Genomic DNA, 22,518 nt, shown 5'->3' with positions numbered 1-22,518 from the left:
CCGTACGGGCCGGAGCGGGCTGCAAGTCAAGCACCCTGGACCAGCCCCAAGGCGTACCACAGCAGGGTGCCGGCCGTAGCGGCTGCGGCGGCGGCGGCGAGCAGCATCGGCCAGGCCCGGCCGAGACGGTGTGCCGCGACCAGCCACGCCAGAGCAGCCAGCGGCAGCACCACTCGCACGATCTCGCCGAACGCGACGCCGTAGAAGAATGGATCACCAAGGGCGAGCAGGCGCCAAGGCGGCGCCTGCACGATCGCGTGCCAGCCCTCGGCGGATAGCAGCCCGCATGCGATACCGGCGGCGAGGGCGGCGCGGCGGGTGGTGTTGGCGCGTACTGCGTAACCGAGCAGTCCGAGCAGCGGGCCGGTGAGCAGCGACCCGGCCAGCCACACCGCAGTCATTACCGCGACGGAGCGCAGTCCGGCCATATTGGCCGAACTGCCGTCCGCCAAGGTGGCACCGCTCCACCGGCGGCTAACCAGCAGGATGAGTAGGTAGTACAACACGGTGGCCAGGACCAGCAGGCCGGTGGCGCCCGTGACGGCCCGCCGCGTGGTATCCGCGTACCGGCCGGCCAGGACGGCGGCCAGCCCCCAGGCGAATCCGCTGGAGGTCAGCGCGATCATCACGTGGCCGGCAACACCGTCGACAGAGTCGGCGGCGAAGGCCAGCAGTCCCAGTGCGGCCGCGGCGGCGGCGACGTTCACGGCGTACGCGGACCGGCGCTGCTGTCCAGCGATGTCGGTCATGCCCGGCCTCCTCGGGCTCGGCAGTGCAGGCGCAATGGCCAACATCTGCCGCGCCCCCTCACGAACGTCCTCGTCCAGCAGCTAGATACCATCACGTCGCTGCCCATCCTCAGCGACTACAGCCAACCCGGGCGTGCCTTTGCGCGCGCGCGTCGACGCGCCAACGTCGGCCATGCTCGAGGCCTACACGAATCGATCACCGGGAAGGTACGCCCGTCCCGGTGGATCCACAGGTCTTGAGCATTGCTTGCTGGTGGCGGTCGGCCTGTTCTGCACCAACGAAGCCAACCGGAAGCAGCAGGAGCTGGCCGAGCGGGGTCAGGTCACCGACCCGCTTCACCAAGGCCTTTGACGTCGGCCGACGTGCCGAACCTGCCCGCGCCCGCCGTCGAGGACGACCGGTGCGTGCTGGCCACCGCCAGCCTCGACGGCCCGCGTTCTGCCGCGCCCCGCAGCGGGGCCCGCCACCGTTCCGCTCTCGTTCGACTCCAGGCCGCCTGCCGGTGCGAAAAAGGGGCCGAAGGACGGCTGGCCACCGACCCTCGACCCCGAGATCCACGCGCAGCGCCCTGCGTGGGCGCAGCGTCGACTGGCTTTGACGCCGCCACGGCCTCGCCAACCGCGGTGGCGAACGCGACTTCCGCTGTCGGTCCACAGGCCAGGTTGCCACGTTTGGCGTGTGGCGGGAGACCGCGCTCAGGAGGACACGCCTCAGGTGATGCCGCTCGTCCAGGCTACGCAGACGATCTGCGGATATCCCCAGCCGGGCGTGCAGTAGACGACCATGTTCCCGTCGTTCTGCAACGCTAGGACTGAACCCTGACCGGCGGCGTTGTTGCAACGGATCCCGGTCGCCCAGACCGCGCGACTGTCCTCCGTCTACACCACAAGGTTCGAGTCCGGCTGGAGCACGAGCTGAACGCCGAACTCCCAACCGGTCAGGCCGGTGAAGAAGTTCATTCGACCGGTCCCGAAGTTCCTGATCATAGGCTTTCTGCGTTGCAAGCTCGATGACGCCGGCCTGGTGGAGACCGTACGCGGGGTGGGCTACCGGCTGCGGCCGAGCTGACGGCACGGGCCGATTCTCAGATCATCCTCAAGAAAACCCGCCCGGTCGGCCGCTGGCGGCACGGCTGGCGTGTGCTGACCCCACCGTGTCATCCCCCTGTTCTGGAGCTTCTATGAGAGACAGACGGACGATCACCTTCTCCGTCCTGCTCGCCGCGACCCTCGCGGCGACCGTTGCGCCCACGCCCAACGCGTCCGCGGCCAGCGTCGGCGAGGAGCGCTTCCAGCCGAGTGTCACCTACGATCTGTCGGTGACCGACGCCGAGCGCGACGCGATCCACGCGGAAGTCGAGGCGTTGGCTGGACGGGTCAAGAGCGCGCGGGCGGGGGACGGCACCTACGACCCGCTCAGTCTGGTCGGGGCGATGCTGGACGGGTCGAGCTACGACTCCATCTCCAGAGGCGGCACGGCCGCCACGGCGTACCCCTTCCCGGTCAGCAACACCGCGGCCAACCAGTACGAGTACGACCGCAAGGTCGCCAAGCTCGCCTGGGTGGTCAAGCTGGCCACCGACCTGGGTTTCCCGGTGGTCGTCCAACGCCAGCCCGACAAGTACGTCTACGCAGAGATCGGTGACCCGGACGCCCCGGAGATGGTCATGGCGTTGAGCCACCTCGACTCGCCGACGGCCTCCGTTTCGCCAGCCCAGCTGGCGCGCTGGCGGGACGCCGATGGCAACCTCGGCACTCCTGGTGCGTACCACTCGCCCTATGTCCAGGACGGCTGGGTCTACGGGGCGGGCATCCAGGACGACAGCGGCCCGACGCTGGCGACGCTGCTCGCGGCCAAGGCGCTGCTCGAGGCGGGGTTGCCCCTCGACCGACGCATCCGCATCGTCATGGGAATCTACGAAGACGGCGGTCCCGGCACGCCCTCGACGACGAACACCGCCACCTTCCAGTCCATCCCGTACAACTCGAACCCGAGCTTCTACGACAACTGGGCCTACAAGAACCTCAACCGGGAAGAGATCCCGATCGCGGCCTACACCTCCGACTCGCGGTTCCCGGTCATCGTCGGCAACTCCGGAGCGGTGACCCCGCCGGTGTCGATGAGCTTGGCCGCAGACAGCACCAAGGCCTTCCGGCTGACGAATGCCACAGCCGGCGTCACCCTGCGCGAAGGCGACCCGACGCTCAAGGACATCGCCTACGGCAGCACCACGCAGATCGCCTCGCGGGCCATTTTCACCCTCGACGTGGCGGGGGCCGGCTCCGCCGAGCGCGACCGATTCGTAGCGGCGATCACCGCTGCTGCGACCACGAAGGGTTGGCTCCCGGCCGCTCCCCGCACCACGCCCAAGGTGCAGACCACGATCACCGGCGACTCGCTCACGCTGGAGATCAACACCGATGTGGCGATGGAGATGCCGACCCCGCAGTACGGCAAGAATGCCGTCGTGTGGGGAATGTTCCTCCTCGCCAAGGGACTCGGCGCACTGGGAACCACGGCCGCCGACATGCAATTGAAGAAGGCCGCCGACGGCATCGCCGACCTGTTCTTCCGTGACGGTGTCGAAGGCGAAGCCTATATCGGCAAGTACATGGGCATCCCGGCGAGCCTGTTGCGCAACCCGAGCAACGGCACCCCGAACCTGACCTTTGCCCTCATGGGAGGCATCAACTCGGAGACGCCGACGAGCTTTTACACGGACGCCTCCGGCATCCTCAGCATGCCGATGTATGTGCGCAGCATGCACGTCACCGCGGCTGACTCCAGCCAGGCAACGACGGCGGTCACGGCCGCCTTCCAGGCCAAGGGGTTCACCATCGGCAACCTCGGCTCGCCCGTCGGCGCCGGGTTGTACGTCACTCACGACAACCCGCTGACGGCTCTTCAGTTCGGGAGCTACCAAGCCTCGATCAACCGCAACCCGGAGGGGTTTGCGGATCCATACTCCCTCAGGGACGTGGTCTATCCGCAGGGCACGACCGGCGGCACCCTGGCCAGCAGCTTCCGCAACAAGATGACCGCCTTCGGCGCCGTCATCCCGGGTAACGAGCGCTGGTGGCACACGGCCAACGAGCGGATGAAGGTCGACTCGGCGGTGCAGATGACCAAGATCATGGCCGATGGCATGCTGGAGATGGCCCGGTACTCCGGGCCAGCCGGTGCCAAGTTCATGTGGGCAAACATCCCGGGGCTGAACGCCGACCGGGCGGACCTCGACCTGCTCGACGTCACGATCGGAACCTACAAGGACGCGTCGGCCGCGGTCGGCACGAGCCAGTTGGGCTCCCAGGCCCTGCTCGGCGCCACCTCGTTCAACATCCCGATGTGGAACGGGCGCGGCAACTCGACCCCGACGGCATCGGCTTTCGAACTGGGGCACGCCCCGGGAGGGGTCTACTTGCCCCTGACCGACACCGAGTACCTGAACTCCACGTACGTGGCGCCAATGCGTCTGGAGTTCAAGGTGGAGCGCCCCGACTACATGTCGGACGCGGCTTGGGCGAAGTTCGTCGCCGGCGGCTACGGCGACTTCCAGTTCAACATTCTCGTCGGCGACACCGTTGTGCCGCTGGCCGTTCCTGCCGGGCAGAGTGCGGACAAGTTCTTCTCCTCGCGCATCTCGGCCAACAACCCCAACGCCATCTACCTGTCGGTCAACCTCGCGGTCACCGATGCCCCGTACACCGGGGTGCAGGCCATCCTCGCGGATTCCAAGACGGACCTGTACACGGTCAATCCGTCGTACTTGGCCTCAAACCCGGATCCGTTCCCCGGGCGCGGGGCCATCGAACAACGGGGCTTCTTCGTGTTCGGTGATGGGCAGAAGAACGCGGAGTTCTCTTCGCCCGACGCGGTCTACGTGACAGTCGCCAACGCGGTCATCGATGCGAAGCCGTCGGCGGTGGTGAAGAAGCTGACGGGCGACACGAATGAGTTGACCATCACGGTGACGCAGACCCACATCGACGGCAGCGAGTCTCCTGTGACGGCCACGTTCACCATCGACAACAACGCTGCTGGCACCTACACCGTCGGCGATTACAAGGTATACGTCGACACGAAGGGCAACACCCAGGTGCGGTCGATCTCCATCGTGTGACGCGTGTGAACCGGAAGTTCAGCGCGCGCACGAGAGGGCATGCGCGGTGGCAGGATGCCTCGACTCGGGGTCAGCGGCCGCCGGGGTGCGAGGCACATTGACAACGGAGTGGAGCCATTGCCGTCGGTAGTGGTTCCACTCCGTTGTGCAGCATTGGGCGTGTCTGTTCCTGTGGGTCGCTAATGAGACTTGCCGGGTCGGTTGCGGCAGACTCGGCTCCGATCATGAGGATCGCCCACCCCGTCGACGTGCTTGCCTGGCCTGCCGGTTGTGGAACCAGAGCGCCAGCCCTTCGCGATTGCGGTACGCCGCGATACCGGCCACCAGGACGGTGATGAGGACCGTCCAATACCAGAATCGTGGACCCACCCCGTGCGGCGGGCTTGCGCCGCGGGTGCGGCCGCTGCGGATCACGTCGTTGGAAACGTCGATCGAGACGACGTCTTGTGGAGCGGTGAGCAGGGTGGTGGGAACCTCTGCGCCCCGGCCGAGGGCCAGCACCCGGACGGTCCCGACGTTGCCGTACGCAAGTCGCTGATCCATCTCTAGGGGGACGTCGAACGCGGCCGGCGCGTGGGGTGCAGGGTGGTAGGCGACGACCCGCGCGGATCCGTCCGCTGCCCACCCGAGCAGCCGGATGGCGGTCACCCCAGAGACGGCGGGGGTGTCCATCGCGCCGAGGTCCCGGCCGGTGGCCGGGTCGATCTGTCGCAGACTCCAGCTGTCGCCGTCCCGCCGGGTGACCGTCAGCGTCCGGCCGTCGGTGCTCCAGGCACCCTTGCCGGCCAGTTCCGTCTCGGGTGCGAGGCTGAACGAGGAGAGCCGCCGGCCGTCCAGGTCGGTGACGGTGACCGTCCGTCCGGTCTGGAAGGCGAGCCGTGCGCCGTCCGGGGCGAATGCCGGCCAGGCGATGCCATCGGACTCGTCGGCCAGCCGGGTCCGGCGATTGCCGTCCAGCCAGACGATGCTCAGCACTCTCCGGTAGGCGCTGCGCTCCGGGTTGGCCGGCACGGCGTCCCCGATGAGCAGCGCCCGGCCGTCCGGCGACCAGCCGGCCGGTCCGGTCAGCACCGTGTCGGGGACGCCGCTGGACACGGTACGGCTGCGTCCGGTGACCAGGTCGACGATCTCCACCCGGGACCCCGAGGTGAAGGCGACCCGACGACCGTCGGGGGACAAGATCGTGTCCCCACCGGCGTGCGCCTCTCTTCCGCCCTTGATGATCCGGTAACGATCGGAGTCCGCACCGACGACCACGACGATGCTGCCCTCGTCGCCGTACTCCAGACCCGGAGCCTGGCCTGTGAAGATCACTGAGGCGGGACCGAGCCGCGGCCAGTCGGTCGCGTGCAGGCTGCCGAGGGGCGGCAGACCGACCCGGTCGGGCAGCGCGGCGTCCGCGCCGGCCGCCGGGCCGACCGCGGGGGTACGAGCCAGCGGCAGCACCGCCCCGGCCAGCGCGACCAGCACCAGCGCCGCCCCGGCCGCGAGCACGGTACGGCGGCGGTGACGGCGGGCCGTGGCGAGCGCCTGCTCGTAGACCGGGTAGGCGGGGACGTCGGCCGCGGCGGTGTGCAGCATCTCGCGAAGTCGAGTAGTCATCGTGGGCTCCTTTCCGCCGTCCGGTCGACCAGGTCGGGGGCGATGGCGCGTAGCCGGCGAACGGCGTCGTGGCTGTGCCGCTTGACCGTGCCGACCGAGCAGCCGAGCACCTCGGCGACCTGCGACTCGGTCAGGTCTTCGTAGAACCGCAGCACGACCACGGCACGCTGGCGCGGAGTGAGCTGACGCAGCGCAGCCGCGAGGCTCAGCCGCAGCGCCGTAGCGTCTGAGTGGTCGTCACCGGCCCGGTCGGTGGGCTGCGACTCCAGCCGCTCGGCCAGCCGTCGGCGACGCCACCAGGAGACCTGCTGGTGGTACATGACCCGCCGCACGTACGCTTCGGGGTCGCCGCCGTGGATCCGCCGCCAATGCCGGTACGTCCGGGCCAGGGCGGTCTGCAACAAATCCTCGGCAAGCTGATGATCACCGGTGAGCAGGTAGGCCCTCCGGGACAGCGCCGGCGACCGGTGCACCACGAACTGATGGAACGTCTCGGTCATGCCCACCCCCTCGCACGTTAGAACGCCTCCCGTCGCCGCGATGGTTGAGGCCGGGCGCGGCGGGAATGCAAGCACCACGCCATGTCCCATGCCGGGTCTCAGGACCTGCACGACAGATCGTCTCGGGACGTGCGTGACACGTCCGGCTAGACGATCTAGGAATGGCGGACCGGTCACCCTACGGTGAAGCCGCCGTGGCTAACGGTCCGCCTCAGCCAGTCGAGCCAGGCCACCCACAGGCCATCCCCCTCCAACTCCGCCCGCAGGCTGGGTGATGAAGCCTGGTAGAGGTTCAGCGCTTGCTCGATCTCTCGCGCACCTACCAGCCACGGGCCGTTACTCGTCAGCTTGAACTCCGGGATGCCACCCATTCCAGCGACCGTCTGGGCCGACGCCGCCCGTTCGGCCTCGTTGTATGCGTCACGCCGGCTCTGATCCGCAGACCGCCAGTCGTCGATGTCATCGAACGGCCAGGCAGGGAAGGGTTGCGCGGTTGCCTGGTAGGTCATGCCCGTCCGGCGCATACCGTCGCGGCAGAAGGCCATGCCAGCGATGTTCAGATGGAACTGATAGGCATCTGACTCGAAGCTGTAGCCCATGAGACCTCCTTCGCTGTCGGCCACAACAGCCAATCGCTCAGCGCCATGAAAATTGCCGTGCAGCGCAGGCGGTCGGGGCGTGGGCATCGGGCGACTTGGCTAGCCCAGGGCAGCGAATCCGGCCGTCCCGACACAGCATGGGAGGGCACACCCACCGATGGATATGCCCCCTTTCCATAGCTGGTTACTAACTGAGTGTCACCGCAAAGCCCCGCCGTTGATGCAGCGCCTGTGCCCGTGGAGCCTAACTAGGTGGCCCGATCGGGATGGGTCGGCGACCATGGTCGGCATGGCAAGGGACCGGGCATGAGGTTGCCGCTTCAGGGTGGGCTGCCGCCGGTGGACGCGGTGGCTGGCACGGTCGTGGAGGTCGCCTGTGACGAGTCAGGGTTCTCCGGCACCAATCTGCTTGATCCCGCCACCCCGGTGATCACCCACGCGAGTGTCGATCTGTGTGGCGAGGAGGCGGCGGGGCTGATCGCGACACTGCGGTCCGGTTTCCGGTTCTCGCCGAACGAGTTGAAGTCCCGGCAGTTCCTCCGCCGGCCCGAAGCGGGTGAGGTGCTGGAGTGGTTCCTGGCGGCGCTGCGCGGCCGGGCACACGTCCACCTGGTCGACAAGCAGTACTTCCTCGTCACCCGCATCGTCGACCTGCTGCTGACCGAGCCGTCGTACGCGGCCGGTACCCGCCTGACCCAGGAACACCGTTCGGCGGCCCTCGCGTTGTATCGGGCCAGGCGCTCGGCCGGCTCCGATTGGGGGGTCTTCCTAGCGGCCTTCGTCGAGATGCTCCGGACCAAACGGCGAGACCGGCCGGATCACCGCAGCGTGGAACGGTTTTTCCAGGCACGGGATGTGCTGCTACGACACGCGCTGGGCGCGCCGGCCGAGGCCATCCTTCTCGGACTGGACCGGACCCGGGTGGCCAACGTCCAGGCCCGGCTGCACGGCAACGACCGGTCGATCCCGCCACCGCTGGAGCCGATGCTGCCGGCGCTGGCCGAGACCGTCCTGTTCTGGAGCGGCGGGGGGCGGCGGGTGCTGGTGATCCACGACGAGCAGAGCGCCCTCACGGCCGACCGGTTGCGCCGCCTGCAGCAGGTGCTGGCCGACAGCGCCGGACTGTCGCCGGCCGAAGGGTCGCCGCTGGCCGGGTTGGTGATGGTTGACTCCCGGGACGATCCGCGCGTCCAGGTCGCCGACCTGCTCGCCGGGGTGGCCCGGCGGTTGCCGGGGATTGTCGACGACGGCCCACTCCGGCCGTTGCTCTCCCCGACCTCACTGCGCGATCCGATCGGTGACGCCCTACCGACCTGACGGCCAAGCGAGGATAGGGCTACCGGAGCTCACCGGGTGGGCGGTGGGTGGCTCCGGGCCGCAGACACGGGTGGCCATGATCCTCGACATCGCGGCCCTGCTGGTCGTGCTGCGGTGCGTGCAGCGATCATCGGCTTGAGTGCCTGACCGAATGACGGCGGGTGCGAGTGACTATCGAAGTGTCTGGACCGTCGAGGCGATCCAGGGATGCCCGGGAACCGTGGCACCCTCCAGGTCCCGGGGGTCGATGCTCCATCGCCCCGCAAGTGTGAGTACGGTTTCCTCATCGGGCCACGGCCAAGACTCATCGTCGCCCTCGGGCCACGGTTGGTCCTCGCCGTGGGCGGTCCCGACTCCGAGGGCCTGCTCGTCCGCTGTCGGATCTCCTACCTGAAACAGCACCTCACCGCGCTCGCCGAGGTAGGCGAATGCTCGCTCCACGACCCCGTCGCGGGCGCGACCCCATCCGTGATATTCGACAACGCGATGAGTTCCGAAGTACTGCACCTCACCGAGGAGGCGGCTCAGCCCCGCCAGCCAGGCGGCGAACCGGTCGTCCTCGGGAGCGGGAACATCCCGCGAAGCGGCGAGCGTCCAGCCATCGAGCGGTGGTGTGAGAAGCCAGCGGCCGGGCCCGTCATAGGCAGCAGCCACCGCCGCACGCCAGGTGGACGGAGCGGGACGGCTGAGGCGCAGCGCCGCGGCGACATCAGCAACTCCCTGGCCACGCACCGCGAGCCACTGAAGCTTGTAGCCAAAACCGATCGCGGCCTCCGTCATGGCGTGATCGTAGGTGGCTGGGCCGCAGAGATGGTGTTGGTGCTCCTCATCCTCGGCGTCGCTCGACTGGCGATGCCGACCACCGGGCCGTCTCGTCTGAGGTGCTCCGCGACACACTGGACGCTGTGGACGGCGGTGGTAGGAAATAGCTGACGCCTACCTCCAGGAGATCACCGTGAAGCTCTCTCGTCTCTCCCGCCGGTCGCTGCTCGCGACCGGTGGCGCCGCGGTCGTCGCCGCGGCGGCCGCTCAACCCGCCGTCGCCGCGCCGGCTGAGGAGCCCGCCGTCACGCCGGACGAGGCCCTGCGCCGCCTGCTGCGCGGCAACCACCGGTTCGTCACCGGGCACGGCCGGCACCCTCACCAGAGCCTCGACGACCTGCATCGGCTGGCCGCGGGCCAGCACCCGTTCGCCGTCACCGTCGGCTGCGCCGACTCCCGGGTGGCCCCGGAAGTGCTGTTCGACCAAGGCCTGGGCGACCTGTTCGACAACCGGGTGGCCGGGAACATCGTCGACGACCTGCTGCTGGGCAGCGTGGAGTTCGCGGTCGAGGAGTTCCACAGCCCGCTGATCATCGTCCTCGGGCACGAGCGCTGTGGGGCTATCACGGCCACCATCGACGCCATCCGCTCCGGCGGCACGGCGCCGGGCCACATCGGCATGATCGTGGAGGCCCTGCGTCCCATCGTGGCGCCGGTTCTCGAGCAGCCGGGGGACCCGGTCGACAACGCCGTGCGGGCGAATGTCCGGGCGCAGGTGCGGGGGTTGGTCGAGCGCAGCCCGATCATCGCCGAGCGGGTGCACCAGGGTGTGCTGCGCGTGGTGGGCGGCCGGTACGACCTCGACACCGGCCACGTCACGCTCGTGGACTGACCCGAACCCAGCCGCGACGCCCGGGGGCGTGAGACGTGCCTCCGGGCGGGGCTGCTCGTGGCGACCGTGCCGACGTCAGCCGTGCAGCGCGGCGGTCAGCAGGTCGTACGTGGCTTGGTCGAAGGCGACGAGGCGGACCTGCTCGACCGTCGTCGGGGTTGCCCGGATGGTCGAGGCCGCGATTGTCGCCGCCTGGTCGGCGGGGAACCCGTAGACGCCGGTGGCGATGGCGGGGAAGGCCACGCTGCGGGCGCCGATCTGGTCGGCGACCTCGAGGCTGCGCCGGTAGCACGACGCCAGGATGTCGGCCTCGCCGTGGTCGCCACCTTCCCACACCGGACCGACCGTGTGGATGACATGGCGTACCGGTGGGTCCAGGTCGAACGCGGGCGTGGCCACCGCGTCGCCCGGCGCGCAGGGTGCCAGCGCGGCACCTGCCCGGGCCAGTCGCGGCCCGGCCGCCCGATGGATCGCCCCGTCCACCCCGCCGCCGCCCAGCAGCGACTTGTTCGCCGCGGTGACGATGGCGTCGACGCGCTCGCGGGTGATGTCACCGAGCACAACTTCGACCACAGGCATGGGCCGATGATGCCACCCGGCGCTCCCTGGTGTGCGGCTCACCAGCTTGTTGCCGCCGCCGGCGTGCGACCGGTCGTCGATGCTGCCTCGACCCGGTCGTGGTCAGGTCGATGCTTCCAGGATCATCCGACCAACGACCGGCGATGGTGCGGCCAGGCCGGTGGGATAGAGGCGATCAGCTGTGCTGCGAGAGAGACTCCGGCGGTGGGACCCCCGGGTGTGGAATGCCACCCCGGAGGAGGTGGCGGCCGACTATCCGTGCGACCGCCACATGACGGTGCCGTTCCGCTCGTTCGTCCGGGCCGTCGACGTGGCGGCGCCCGTCCCGCTGGTGTACCGGTGGCTGTGTCAACTCAAGGTCGCGCCGTACAGCTACGACCTGGTCGACAACCTGGGCCGGCGCAGTCCCCGGACCCTCACCCCGGGCGCCGAGGAGTTGGCGCTGGGTCAGAAGTTCCTGATCTTCGAAGTGGTCGAGTTCGTTCCGGACGGGCATCTCACTGGGATGATCGCCCAGCGGCACCGGCGCAGCTACGGCGAGGTGGCGGTCAGTTACCGGGTGACGCCGGCCGCGGGTGGCACCCGGCTGGTCGGGCGGCTCGACGTCGGTGCCACCACCGTCTTCGAGCAGGCTCGGCGGGCGGCGCTGGCGGTCGGTGACGCGCTCATGGGCCGCAAGCAGTTGCTCACCATCAAGGCTCTCGCCGAGCGGTCTGCCCAGGCGGAGTGAACCGTGGATGTGCGGGCGCCGGTTGGCGGCGGGCGCGTCGGTGAAATGGGAGTGAACGCGAATCGCAATCGCATTCCCCCGGCTGCGGGTATCCGTTGTCGACGCCCGGCGGCCTGCTCGGGAACTGTTTGTGAAACTGTCCTGCACACCCAGCGCCTTCGATGCCGGAAAAGTCAAGGCCTTTAGGGGGGTGGTGGCGTACCACCAAAGTGGTATCGATGAGGTCCGATGAGTAGCGGGTACGTTCACCTTGGACGCAGAAGGGCTTGAGACGGGCTCACGGGCAGTTAGCGTCTACGTCAGATGCGTAGAGAAGAGGGTACAAAATGCTCCGCTTCAACATCCTCGGCAGCCTGGAAGTCCGACACCACGGCGTGGATTGCACCCCCACCGCGCCGAAGGTCCGTGCGGTCCTCGCGCTGCTGCTGCTCCGGGCCAATCAGACGGTGAGCCAGGACGCCATCTTCGACTGGCTGTGGGGCAACCGGCCACCCCGGAGCGCCGCCACCACCACCCAGACGTACGTCTACCAGCTCCGGGCGCTCTTCGAGCGGGTGGGCGTGGCCGGCTCCGCCGACCAGCTGCTGATCACCCGGCCGACGGGATATCTGCTGTCACTCGGCGAGGAGCAGCTCGACGCGACCGTATTCGCCCGCCTGTGCGAGGAGGGCGGCGCGTTGCTGGACGCCGGGCAGGCGGCGGAGGCGGCGCAGCGCCTGCGTACCGCCCTGTCCCTGTGGCGGGGGCCGGTGCTCGACGACGTCAACGTCGAGGACTGGATGGCCGCCGACCTCGCGCACCTTGCCGAGCTGCGGATGCGGGCGCTGGAGCTGCGCATCGAGGCGGACGCCCGGCTGGGTCGCTACCGGGAACTGATCACCGAGCTGCGGGCCCTGGTCGCGGCGCACCCGTTCAACGAATGGTTCCACGCCCAGCTGATCACCGCGCTGAACCGGTGCGGCCGGCGGGCCGAGGCGCTGCACGCGTACCGGAGCCTGCGGCAGACCCTCTCCGACGAACTGGGCCTGGAACCGACGCCCGAGCTGCAGGAACTCCAGCGGCAGGTGCTGAACGGCAGCCCCGCCCGGCTCCTCGTCGCCGCCGGCTGACCGCCGGGCAGGCGCCCTCGGTCCCGGATGCGGATCGAGGGCGCCGACGGCGTCAGTCGCCGCCTGCGGTCACCCACGTGGCCGCGGGACGGCCGGCTTCTCCGGGCTGACCAGGTTCATGGCGATGGCCTTGTTCACCGCGTCGATCCGGGACACCGCGCCCAGCTTGGTGAACACGTTGCGCAGGTGCCGCTTGACCGTGCCCTCGGTGATGTCCAGCCGCCGGGCGATCTGCGAATTGCTGTAGGCCTGCGCGACCAGGCTGACGATCTCCACCTCGCGGTCGGACAGGATCCGCGCGCCGGCGTCGCTGACCTGCTCGAAACTCTCCCGCGAGATCGACAGCATGATCCGGCCGGCGTCGGTGCGCACGCTGCGCAGCGTGGCGACCAGGTCGTCGCGGGTCACGCTCTTCAGCAGGTACGCGCGGGCTCCGGCGCCGAGCAGCTCCCGCACCACGGTGGGCTCGTCGAACATGCTCAGGATGACGATGCGGGTGGCAGGCGCCGCCGCCAGGGTGCGGGCGATGGTGGTGGCGGCGTGGTCGCCGGGGATGCCGACGTCGAGCAGCATCACGTCGGGCCGGTGCGCGGCGGCGAAGGCCACCGCCTCGGCCCCGGTGCTGGCCTCGCCGACCACGGTCAGGTCCGGCTCCATCGACAGCAGCTCGCGCAGGCCGTGCCGGAACAGCGCGTGGTCGTCGACGAGGAGGATCCTGGTGGGCGCGGGAGGCTGGCCGGACGATGTCATCGCGAGGTCCCTGAGAGTGGGATGAAGGCCTCGACCCGGGTGCCGCGACCTGGCGAACTGTGCAGGAAGAGCTTGCCGCCGAGCAGTTCGACCCGTTCGCCCATGGAGGCCAGCCCGCTGCCGCCGGTGCAGCCGCCGTGGTCGGGGTCGAAGCCCACGCCGTCGTCGCTGACCCAGACCCGGATCTCGTGCGGCGCGATGTCCACGTGGCTCAGGATGGTCTGCGCCTCGGAGTGGCGGAAGGCGTTGCGCAGCGCCTCGCGGACCACCAGGAAGACCTCGGCCAGCACCTCGGCGGGGATCCAGGCCTCGTCCCCGCTGACCGCGAGGTCGACCGCCGCGTTGCCCTCGCCCATGACGTCGAGGAAGCCGCGCAGGGCCTGCTCCAGGTTGTCGAACTTGGACTCCAGCCGCAGGTCGGTGGCCACCCCCCGGACCGCCTCCAGGGTCTGCACGCTGGCCCGATAGGCGACGTCGACCTTGTCGTGCGACCGGTCCTGGTCGGTGTCCGCGTACGCCTTGGCCAGTTCCAGGTTGCGGGTCACGACGCTGGCTGATCCGCCGACGCGGTCGTGCAGTTCGCGGGCTATCCGGCGCCGTTCGGCGAGCTGCGCCTGCTGGACCCGGTCGAGCAGGAACCCGACGTACGCCTCGGAAGCCCAGCGGACGCGGGTCATGACGCTGCGCTGCAGGGCCTGGGTGGCGGTCCGGACGATGCAGGCGGCGTCCGGCTGGCCGGCGGCGGTCTCGATCACCGCGTCGAGCACCGGATCGAACAGTTCGGTCGCGGCCCGCAGGGACTCGACCGGGTGCAGGTTGCCCATGGCGCGGGCCGCGCCGGCCTGCCAGGCGAGGGCGATCGCCGTCTCGTCGACCTGGATCTGTCCAGTTCGGATGCTCTCAGTGACGTCGGCCAGCACCTGCCGGGCCTGGATAATTGCCTGGTTGAGAAGCGTTTCCTCGATGCCAATCGGGCCGCAGGCCCCGATCAGACGCTTACGGAAAGTGTCCAAAACCGTGTCGTGGCGGGCCTGGAACGCGCTCGCGATAAAGAATCCCGTGGCGAGCGCGCTTGGATCCATTGGTCTCTTACCTTTCGCCGAACTGTCCCCGCGAACGGCAAGTCTCCATTGTTTCGCACCGGATGGGCAAGGTCTTGTGACACATGATCGAACTAGTTTACCTATTTGTGCCGTAGAGTTCGTATGCTAAGCCTCGAGTAGCGGATTGCCGCCAGGGTGAACAGCAGACCACCGGAGAGCCACACCGGATCCCAAAGCAGCAGGTGCCAGGGCAGTGCCGCCCGGCCAAGCCCGGCCGGGACCTCGACCAACCCCGCCACGATCAGCAGGTGTTGCGCCAGGTTCGCCACACCATACAGGGACAGCAGGGCGGCGGCGCCCCAGCCGGCGAGCAGCAGCATCCAGCGCGGCAGCCAGCGGGGACGCCCGTCGACGAGCGCCAGGGCGAGCGCCGCGGCGACCAGCTTGAGCACCGCGGTGGCCCACAGCAGGGCCACGAAACCGGGCTCCCGGGCCAGTGCCGGGCCTTCGACGGCCGGGCCGATGGTGCCGGTGCCGACCCGACCCCCGGCCGCCCAGTAGAAGCTGAGCGCGGCGAACAGCACGGACCAGACGCAGGCGCCGTACGCGGCCCAGGGACCAGCTCGTCCACCGGCCCGCCGCGCCGGATCGGCGGAACCGCCGCTGCGCTGGCCGTCGGTGCTGGCTGCGGTGCTCCGGGTCACCGGTCCTCCCGTGGTCGGGTTCGTCGATCGGCATCGTATCGGTGGACGTCGGTGCGGCCGCGTCCGCCTTCCGTGGCAAGGCTTTTCCGCAGCCCTCGAAGCGGCCTCCACGATGGCTCGACGTCGCGGCCGGGGGTTCGAGGCGCCGTCGAGGCCGCCGCGAGGCCGTCACAAGGCGACAGCTCGACGGTGAGAACCCGACCACGCTGCGGATGACGGGGCGGCGCGCGGCGCTCGCCGACGGACGCGGCCCAAGGACTCACGAAGGACTCCTGGGTGATGAACCGACGGGTTGTGGTAACCGGGCTCGGGCCGGTGTCGAGCATCGGCATCGGCGTCGACGCCTTCACGACAGCACTGCGCGCCGGGCGCAGCGGCATCACGCCGATCGCCAGCTTCGACACCACCGGCTTCCTGACCGACCGGGCCGGCGAGGTGCACGAGTTCGCGCCGGAGGCCATGCTGACCCGGCTCGACCCGGCGGACTGGGGCCGCAGCAGTCTCTTCGCCGCCGCCGCGGCCCGGCTCGCGCTCACCGACGCGGGGGCCACCGACCTCCCGGACCAGTCCGACCGGATCGGCGTCTGCATGGGTACGACCAGCGGCGAGTCCCAGGTGGTGGAGCGGCTCACCGAACACTGGTTGGCCCACGGCTACCCGGACACGCCGCAGCGGCTGGCCCGCCAGCTGCCCGCGGGACGCGTCGCCGAGGCGGTGAGCCGGGAACTGGGCCTCACCGGCGCGGCGCTGACCGTCTCGACCGCCTGCTCGGCGAGCAACTACGCCCTCGGCTACGCCCTCGACGTCATCGCCACCGGCGAACAGGACTACATGCTGGTCGGCGGGGCCGACTCGGTGTGCCGGTGGGCCCACGCCGGCTTCTACCGGTTGGGCGCGCTCGCCGCCGAGCGGTGCGCGCCGTTCGACCGTGACCGGGCCGGAGTGATCACCGCCGAGGGCGGCGTGGCGCTGTTCCTGGAAAGCCTGGACTCGGCCCGGGCCCGCGGCGCCCGGATCTACTGCGAGGTGCTCGGCTACGGGCTCACCTGCGACGCCAAGCACCCGACCGCGCCGGACGCGACGAGCGTGGCCCGCTGCATGCGGCTGGCCCACCAGGACGCCGGTGTCAAGCCCGACGAGGTCGACTTCATCTGCGCCCACGGCACCGCGACCCCGGCCAACGACGCCGCCGAGTACGAGGCGGTCCGCGACGTCTTCGGCGACCGGCTGCCGCCGATGAGCTCGGTGAAGTCGATGCTCGGCCACACGATGGGCGCGGCGAGCGGGTTCAGCGCCCTGGCCGGGGCGCTGGCCATCTCGTCCGGCTTTCTCGCGCCGACCATCAACCACGTGACCACCGACCCGGCGATGACCGGCCTGGACGTCGTACCCAACGAGTCGCGTCCCGAGCAGCCGCGCATCGTCCAGGTCAACGGTTTCGCCTTCGGCGGCAACAACGCCATCACGATTCTTGGACGGCTCGCATGACCGTGACCACCGATTCGCGTACCGAGGCTTTCGTGCTCGGCGTCTCCGGGTGGGGCGTGCTCTCCCCGTTCGGGTTGGGCGCCGACGAGTTCACCGCCGGGCTGCGTACCGGGCGGGACGGCACGGTCGACGCGACCGCGCTGACCGAGGAGCCGGTGCCGGACCCGCGGGCGTACGGCCTGGTCGGGTTCCGCGCCCGGGAACACCTGGGCCGCAAGGGCACCAGCTTCCTCGACCGGCGGACCGCGTTCGCGGTGCTGGCCTGCGGCCAGGCGCTGGCCGACAGCGACCTCGTGGTCGGCGACGACAACCGGGACCGGGTCGGCGTCGTGCTCGGCACCAGCGTCGGCAGCCTCCAGTCGACCAGTGACTACAGCCGGGACACGCTGGTGCAGGAGAAGCCCTACCTGGTCAACCCGATCCTGTTCCCCAACACCGTGCTCAACTGTGCGGCCGGCCAGGCGGCCATCTGGCACCAGTTGCGCGGGGTCAACACCACCCTCGCCGGCGGCGGGATGGCGACCCTGGCCGCGCTCCGCTACGCCACGACGGTGCTGCGGCGCGGCCGCGCGGAGGCGCTGCTGGTCGGCGCGGTGGACGAGTACACCCCGCAGCTGGCGTGGACCGAGCACGCCACCGCCGCGTCGCCGACCGCGGTCGGCGGCGAGGGCGGCGCGGTCTTCCTGGTCGAGGACGCGGCCGCCATGCGCGCCGCCGGCCGCGAGCCGGTCGCCGAGATCCTCGTCGACCTCGGCCACACCGGAGGGCGGACGGACCTCGCCGCGGCGCTCGCCGACCGGGTACGCCGGGTGCTGGACCAGGCCGACGTCCACCCCCAGGACCTCGCCACCGTGGTCACCTCCGGGGCCGCCGCCGAGGAGCAGGCGCTCGACGAGGTGGTCGGCCCGGACGCCGACCGGGTGGCCATCACCGACCTTGCCGGCAACTGCCCGACCGCCGCCGGCGCGCTCCAGGTCGCCGCGGTGCTGGCCCACCAGCGGGGCGCGCCGGAGCACGACGGGTGCCTCTCGCTGATCGTCGCCAGCACCGCCGACGGCTCCGTCGGCGCTGCCGTCCTGAAGGGAACCGGGCGTGCGGCTCGCGATCACCGGTAGCGCGATGCGCACCAGCCTCGGCGACACCGCCGAGACGTACCAGGCGTTGCTGTCCGGGGAGTCCGGCCGGCAACCGCTGCGGTACGTCGCCCCGGACGGCGTCAACGTCCGCCACGGCTACCACGTCGACGCGGCCGGCCCGGAACGCCCGTACCGGGCCAGCGCCTGGCTGGCCGAGTGCGTGGCGGCGGCGGCCCGGGAGGCCGGCCTCGACTGCGCCCGGCAGCGCGTCGTCGTGCTGGTCGGCACCGGGCTGCGTGAGCTGCGGGCGGTGGAACGGTGGCGGGCCGACGGGCAGCCGGCGGACCTGGACGCGCTGCATTTCGGCGCCGCCGTGCGCGCCGCGTTGCCCGGCGTCGAGGACGTCGTCACGGTCTCCAACGCCTGCTCGGCCTCCTCGCACGCGCTCGCGCTCGCCGCCGACCTGCTGCAGCTCGACGAGGCGGACGCGGTGCTGGCCTGTGGCGCCGATGCGATGACCGAGAGCATGCTCGCCATGATCGGGCGGGTCGGGGACGAGTCCAGCGACGCGGTACGGCCGTTCGACGCCGACCGCAAGGGGGTGCTGCTCGGCGACGGCGCGGTGGCCGTCGTGCTGCAGCGGGCCCCCGACGACGCCACGGTGCTGCTGCGCGGGGTGGGCATGTCGTGCGACGCGTACCACGAGACGGCGCCCGACCCGGCCGGCCTGCGCGCCGCGATGGACGACGCGTACCGGCGGGCCGGGCTGAGCCCGGCCGACGTCGGGCTGGTGCTGGCGCACGGCACCGGCACCGCGCTGAACGATCCGACCGAGGCCGGCGTGCTGGCCGGGCTGTTCGCCGACGCCCGCCCCGGACCGCTGGTCACCGGGATCAAGGGCGCGATCGGGCACACCTCCGGCAGCGCCGGGCTGATGAGCCTGCTGGTCGCCGTCGAGGCGCTGCGGCACGGCCAGGTGCCGCCGGTGGTCGGACTGCGGACCCCGATCCCCGAGGCGGCCCCGCTGCCCCTGGTGATCGGCGGGCCGGCCGGCATCGACGCCCGGGTGGCCCAGGTCAACGCGTTCGGATTCGGCGGCGTGAACGCCGTCTGCCTGGTGGAGGTGCGGCATGGACGGTGACCGGGTGGTGGTCGGGGCCGCGGCGGTACACGTGCCCGGGATCGCGCCGGAGCGGCTGATCGCCTCGGCCACCGAGCCCGACTGCGGCCCCGACGAGGCGCACACCCTGCTCGGCCGCAAGGGTCTGCTGTTCAAGGAGCCGGCGGTGCGGCTCGCCATGTGCGCCGTACACCGGGCCCTGGGCCTGCCGACCGGCCGGCCGACCGGGCCGGTGCCGGGCGCCGCCGGGACCGCCGTCGTGGTCAGCTCCAATCTCGGCAACGTCGCCACCGTCTGCGACATCGTCGACCAGGTACGCGCGGGCGGCCTGCGCGGGGTGAGCCCGATGCAGGCGCCGAACGCGTCGAGCAACATCATCGCCAGCAGCATCGCCATCCGGTACGGCTTCACCGGCCCCAACCTGATGGTCTGCTCCGGCGCGACCGGCGGGCTCGACGCGGTGCGGCTCGGTGCCCTGCTGGTGCGCAGCGGCCGAGCGGACCGTGCCGTCGTGGTGGGCGCCGAACCGGCCGACGAGATCGCGGCCGGGCTGCGCGCCGCCGGCGGGATCCCGCCGGGGCCGCCGCAGGGGATGGCCGCCTGCGTGGTGCTCGTCCCGGCCGAGCAGCCGGGCCCGGTCCGGTTGCACTCGGTACGCCGGCACCGGGCCCCGGAGCCGGTCCCGGCCGGCGGGCCGCGGACCATCCGGCTCGCCTGCGGCACCGGCGACGGCCCGGACCAGGACCTGGCCGCCCTGCTCGGCGGCGGATACGGTGCGGCCGGGGTGCTGCAGACCGCGCTCGCCACCCGGTGGCTGACCGACCCGGCCACCCGACCGGAAGGTGTCGAAGACGCGGTCGAGGCGGTGCTGACCTGCGGCTCGACCGGCGACGGATTCGCCACCGCACGGCTGTGCCGCGACGGGGACCGGACATGACCTGGCGGCTGCTCGCCGCGCCCGGCGCCGCCCCGGAGCACGGGCGGGCCCGGGTGGTGGCGGCCGTGCACGGCCTGGCCGACCACGGGAGCACCTGGCAGGACCTGGCCGTACGACTCGGCCCCGGCTACCGCTGCTACGCCGTCGACGCCCCGTGGAGCGGCGACCCCGGTCAGTCCCTGGTGGACTCGGCCGGTCCCGCCGAGTGGCTGCGACGGGCCCTGGCGGCCGTGCCCGAACCCGTCGACGTGCTCGTCGGCCACTCCTTCGGCGCCAACGCCGTACTGGACCACCTGGCCACCGGAGCGCCACCGGCGGTCTGCGCCGCCGTCCTGCTCGCGCCGCTGGTCCGCCCCGCCGACCGGGCCCCGCACCCGGTGCTGATCGCCCGCACCCGGGCGGCGATCCGGCAGGTGGTGGCCGACGGGCTGCGGGCCCGGCTCGGCCCCCGCGCCGCACACGTCGCCGACGACCTGCTCGCCGCGATGGTCGACAAGGCCCTGCAGCGGGTGCCCGACGGTGCCGCCGACCTGGTGCTCGACCGGCTGCTCGCCACGCCGCGGCCCGCGCTGGGGCAGGTCCGCACCCCGATCCTCGTCCTGGCCGGGCGGGACGACCAGCGGCTGGCCGGGGTGCGGGCCAACTCGCTCGCCGTGCTGCCGGCGGCGCAGGTGCACGTCCGCCCGCACTACGGCCACTTCTGTCACATCACGCAGGCGACCGAGGTGGCCGCCGAGTGTGCCGAGTTCCTCGACCGCGTCGTGCCGGCACTGTCGCCGGCCGGTCCGACCCTGGAGGTTTCCGCATGACCGTCCTGCTCGACGCCCACCCGACGACCTACCGCGGCCGGCCGCGGTACGAGGGTGCCAACATCGGCACCTGGGTCGGCTTCAAACAGTTCGTCTACCTGGCCGAGGACGCGGTGTTGCAGTACTACCGCGACCGCGGGACGGGTCCCGGCCAGCTGTTCCACGGGGCCGGGGTCCAGCTGTCCATCGTGGAGCACTCGGTGCGGCTGCCCGGCCCGGTCTTCGTCGACGACGAGGTGCACGCCGAGGCGACGCCCGTGCCGGGCGGCAACGACGCCGAGGACACCTTCGCCGTCACGCTGACCGTCGAGCGGCACGGACAGCCGGTGCCCGTGCTCAAGGGCAAGGTCCGGGTCGCGTTCGTCGCGCCGACCGGGGTCACCGGGGAGCTGCCCGCGGAGCTGGCCGGCCGGGTAGTGCCCGGCGTCGCCGCGCTGCGCCCACCGGCCGAGCCGCCCGCCGCCTTCCGACCCGGCTTCACATGGAGCGAGACCATCCCGTACCCGCACTGCCAGTTCTCCGACCGGATCCAGCACTCCGGTTACGTGCGCGACCTGGAGGAGGTGGTGCACCGGTACCTGGCCGAGCGGGGCATCTCGATCCGGCGGATGCTCACCGAACGCAACTGGATCCCCGCCGTGACGCGCTCCCAGGTGCGGCTGCTCGCCGACGCGCACCTCGAAGAGGAGCTGCACACCGTGTTCACCGTCGACGACATCGTCAAGGACGTCATGTTCAGCGGCCGGATGGACTGCTACGTGGTCCGCGACGGCCGGATCGTGCACACCGCCACCGGGTCGATCACCCACGGGTACGGGGTGGCCAGCGGCCCCGACGCCGGCCAGGTCGCCGTCATGGACCCGCAGACGCAGGCCGCGCTGCTGTGGAGCGCGCCGTGACCGGCCGGCCGAGGGTGTACTTCTCGTTCCAGAGCCCGTTCAGCTGGATGGCGTTGCGGCAGCTGGAAGAGCGCGTACCGGACTTCGCGGACCTGTTCGAGTACGTACCCTTCTGGGACCCCGACGACCGGACCCGGGCCGGCCTCGACGCGCACGGTGCGGACTTCCACTACACCGTGATGAGCAAGGCCAAGCACCTGTACATCCTGCACGACACCAAGCGGCTCGCCGCCGGCTTCGGCTACCGCCTGGTCTGGCCGGTGGACGTCGCGCCCTGGTGGGAGCCGTCCGCGCTGGGCTGGCTGCGCGCCCGCGAACTGGGTTGTGAACGGCGGTTCTACCAGGTAGTCACCGAGGCCCGCTGGGACCGGGGCGACAACATCAGCGACCCGGCGGTGCTGCGGGCCGCCTGCGACGCGGCGGGCCTGCCCGGTGCCGAGCTGATGGCCGCCGTCGACGACGACCGGATCCGCGAACTGGGCGTGGCAGCGCTGGTCAGCGCGCACCACGACGAGGTGTTCGGCATCCCGCTGTTCCTCGTCGACCGCCAGCGCTACTGGGGCGTGGACCGGATCGCCGACGTCGAGGCGGCGGTACTGGCGCTGCGCGGTGCCGGCCCGGCGGTCGAGTCGGCCGACCTGCTGGCGAGCCTCCCGGTGGCGGCGCTCGCCACGGTCGGCTCGTTCGACCACGACGAGCCCGGCGGCTGCGGCTGACCGGGCGAGGGGAGGA

The 22,518-nt window shown here is 71.0% G+C and carries 21 protein-coding genes; 12 read left to right on the top strand and 9 right to left on the bottom strand.

Annotation, left to right across the window (positions count from 1 at the left end; all coding sequences use genetic code 11):
- Window positions 1-26: 26 nt before the first annotated feature.
- Window positions 27-749 (bottom strand): hypothetical protein, encoded by a 723-nt coding sequence (locus ACGF4F_RS27325; RefSeq protein ID WP_393081605.1) that lies wholly within the window; start codon window positions 747-749, stop codon window positions 27-29.
- A 1,181-nt stretch (window positions 750-1,930) separates the two neighbouring features.
- Between ACGF4F_RS27325 and ACGF4F_RS27320 the strand changes: the two genes are divergently transcribed.
- Window positions 1,931-4,870, top strand: a complete 2,940-nt coding sequence (locus ACGF4F_RS27320) for a hypothetical protein (RefSeq protein ID WP_357441562.1) — start codon at window positions 1,931-1,933, stop codon at window positions 4,868-4,870.
- Between the two features lie 222 nt (window positions 4,871-5,092).
- Here ACGF4F_RS27320 and ACGF4F_RS27315 read toward each other — a convergent pair whose 3' ends face one another.
- The 3 genes from ACGF4F_RS27315 to ACGF4F_RS27305 all read right to left on the bottom strand — a co-directional run bounded on the left by ACGF4F_RS27315 (window position 5,093) and on the right by ACGF4F_RS27305 (window position 7,571).
- Entirely contained in the window at window positions 5,093-6,472 is a 1,380-nt protein-coding gene (locus ACGF4F_RS27315) for a hypothetical protein (protein ID WP_357441560.1), read from the bottom strand.
- On the bottom strand, window positions 6,469-6,972 hold the full coding sequence (locus ACGF4F_RS27310) for a SigE family RNA polymerase sigma factor (protein WP_357441558.1): 504 nt from the start codon (window positions 6,970-6,972) through the stop codon (window positions 6,469-6,471). Before ACGF4F_RS27310 ends, ACGF4F_RS27315 begins: the two co-directional genes overlap by 4 nt.
- A 173-nt stretch (window positions 6,973-7,145) precedes the next feature.
- Window positions 7,146-7,571: a hypothetical protein gene (locus ACGF4F_RS27305; protein WP_357441557.1), complete on the bottom strand. Its 426-nt coding sequence runs from the start codon at window positions 7,569-7,571 to the stop codon at window positions 7,146-7,148.
- A gap of 306 nt (window positions 7,572-7,877) precedes the next feature.
- On the opposite strand from ACGF4F_RS27305, the gene ACGF4F_RS27300 reads away from it, so the two are divergent.
- Window positions 7,878-8,888 (top strand): hypothetical protein, encoded by a 1,011-nt coding sequence (locus ACGF4F_RS27300; protein ID WP_357441556.1) that lies wholly within the window; start codon window positions 7,878-7,880, stop codon window positions 8,886-8,888.
- Window positions 8,889-9,059: 171 nt separating this feature from the next.
- On the opposite strand, the gene ACGF4F_RS27295 is transcribed toward ACGF4F_RS27300, so the two are convergent.
- On the bottom strand, window positions 9,060-9,668 hold the full coding sequence (locus ACGF4F_RS27295; RefSeq protein ID WP_357441554.1) for a hypothetical protein: 609 nt from the start codon (window positions 9,666-9,668) through the stop codon (window positions 9,060-9,062).
- 175 nt (window positions 9,669-9,843) lie between these two features.
- Here ACGF4F_RS27295 and ACGF4F_RS27290 point away from each other — a divergent pair, with 175 nt between their 5' ends.
- Entirely contained in the window at window positions 9,844-10,542 is a 699-nt protein-coding gene (locus ACGF4F_RS27290; protein WP_357441552.1) for a carbonic anhydrase, read from the top strand.
- 75 nt (window positions 10,543-10,617) lie between these two features.
- Here ACGF4F_RS27290 and ACGF4F_RS27285 read toward each other — a convergent pair whose 3' ends face one another.
- A complete protein-coding gene (locus ACGF4F_RS27285) occupies window positions 10,618-11,121 on the bottom strand; it encodes an O-acetyl-ADP-ribose deacetylase (RefSeq protein WP_357441549.1) in 504 nt (167 codons plus the stop codon).
- Window positions 11,122-11,338: 217 nt separating this feature from the next.
- Between ACGF4F_RS27285 and ACGF4F_RS27280 the strand changes: the two genes are divergently transcribed.
- Together ACGF4F_RS27280 and ACGF4F_RS27275 are read left to right on the top strand one after the other, a co-directional pair.
- Window positions 11,339-11,851, top strand: a complete 513-nt coding sequence (locus ACGF4F_RS27280) for a hypothetical protein (RefSeq protein WP_357441548.1) — start codon at window positions 11,339-11,341, stop codon at window positions 11,849-11,851.
- A gap of 326 nt (window positions 11,852-12,177) precedes the next feature.
- Window positions 12,178-12,960 carry a BTAD domain-containing putative transcriptional regulator gene (locus tag ACGF4F_RS27275; protein WP_393081598.1) on the top strand — a complete coding sequence of 261 codons (783 nt, stop codon included), beginning with the start codon at window positions 12,178-12,180 and terminating at the stop codon, window positions 12,958-12,960.
- 69 nt (window positions 12,961-13,029) lie between these two features.
- Here the strand turns inward: ACGF4F_RS27275 and ACGF4F_RS27270 are convergent, their stop codons facing one another.
- From ACGF4F_RS27270 to ACGF4F_RS27260, 3 genes are all read right to left on the bottom strand, one after another.
- Window positions 13,030-13,710 carry a response regulator transcription factor gene (locus ACGF4F_RS27270; RefSeq protein WP_357441544.1) on the bottom strand — a complete coding sequence of 227 codons (681 nt, stop codon included), beginning with the start codon at window positions 13,708-13,710 and terminating at the stop codon, window positions 13,030-13,032.
- Window positions 13,707-14,792, bottom strand: a complete 1,086-nt coding sequence (locus tag ACGF4F_RS27265; protein WP_357441542.1) for an ATP-binding protein — start codon at window positions 14,790-14,792, stop codon at window positions 13,707-13,709. The genes ACGF4F_RS27270 and ACGF4F_RS27265 overlap by 4 nt, the downstream gene beginning before the upstream one ends.
- A gap of 101 nt (window positions 14,793-14,893) precedes the next feature.
- Window positions 14,894-15,457 (bottom strand): DUF3995 domain-containing protein, encoded by a 564-nt coding sequence (locus tag ACGF4F_RS27260; protein ID WP_393081593.1) that lies wholly within the window; start codon window positions 15,455-15,457, stop codon window positions 14,894-14,896.
- A 279-nt stretch (window positions 15,458-15,736) separates the two neighbouring features.
- On the opposite strand from ACGF4F_RS27260, the gene ACGF4F_RS27255 reads away from it, so the two are divergent.
- Genes ACGF4F_RS27255 through ACGF4F_RS27225 form a run of 7 tightly spaced genes read left to right on the top strand, consistent with a single transcriptional unit; the run spans window position 15,737 to window position 22,502 of the window.
- Entirely contained in the window at window positions 15,737-16,945 is a 1,209-nt protein-coding gene (locus ACGF4F_RS27255; RefSeq protein WP_357441537.1) for a beta-ketoacyl-[acyl-carrier-protein] synthase family protein, read from the top strand.
- Window positions 16,942-18,060 carry a beta-ketoacyl synthase N-terminal-like domain-containing protein gene (locus ACGF4F_RS27250; protein WP_393081590.1) on the top strand — a complete coding sequence of 373 codons (1,119 nt, stop codon included), beginning with the start codon at window positions 16,942-16,944 and terminating at the stop codon, window positions 18,058-18,060. Before ACGF4F_RS27255 ends, ACGF4F_RS27250 begins: the two co-directional genes overlap by 4 nt.
- Window positions 18,038-19,162: a beta-ketoacyl synthase N-terminal-like domain-containing protein gene (locus tag ACGF4F_RS27245; RefSeq protein WP_393081587.1), complete on the top strand. Its 1,125-nt coding sequence runs from the start codon at window positions 18,038-18,040 to the stop codon at window positions 19,160-19,162. Before ACGF4F_RS27250 ends, ACGF4F_RS27245 begins: the two co-directional genes overlap by 23 nt.
- Window positions 19,152-20,078, top strand: a complete 927-nt coding sequence (locus tag ACGF4F_RS27240; protein ID WP_357441534.1) for a beta-ketoacyl synthase N-terminal-like domain-containing protein — start codon at window positions 19,152-19,154, stop codon at window positions 20,076-20,078. The genes ACGF4F_RS27245 and ACGF4F_RS27240 overlap by 11 nt, the downstream gene beginning before the upstream one ends.
- The gene (locus tag ACGF4F_RS27235) at window positions 20,075-20,887 is read left to right on the top strand and encodes an alpha/beta fold hydrolase (protein ID WP_393081582.1); all 813 of its coding nucleotides are present in this window, start codon (window positions 20,075-20,077) and stop codon (window positions 20,885-20,887) included. The genes ACGF4F_RS27240 and ACGF4F_RS27235 overlap by 4 nt, the downstream gene beginning before the upstream one ends.
- Window positions 20,884-21,786 carry a thioesterase gene (locus ACGF4F_RS27230; protein ID WP_357441532.1) on the top strand — a complete coding sequence of 301 codons (903 nt, stop codon included), beginning with the start codon at window positions 20,884-20,886 and terminating at the stop codon, window positions 21,784-21,786. Before ACGF4F_RS27235 ends, ACGF4F_RS27230 begins: the two co-directional genes overlap by 4 nt.
- Window positions 21,783-22,502 (top strand): DsbA family protein, encoded by a 720-nt coding sequence (locus ACGF4F_RS27225; RefSeq protein ID WP_357441530.1) that lies wholly within the window; start codon window positions 21,783-21,785, stop codon window positions 22,500-22,502. The genes ACGF4F_RS27230 and ACGF4F_RS27225 overlap by 4 nt, the downstream gene beginning before the upstream one ends.
- Window positions 22,503-22,518 lie beyond the last annotated feature (16 nt).

Origin of the sequence: Micromonospora sp. NPDC047740 (genome assembly GCF_043204735.1) — a bacterium.
Lineage (GTDB): Bacteria > Actinomycetota > Actinomycetes > Mycobacteriales > Micromonosporaceae > Micromonospora.
This window is presented reverse-complemented; position numbering and strand designations above follow the sequence as displayed.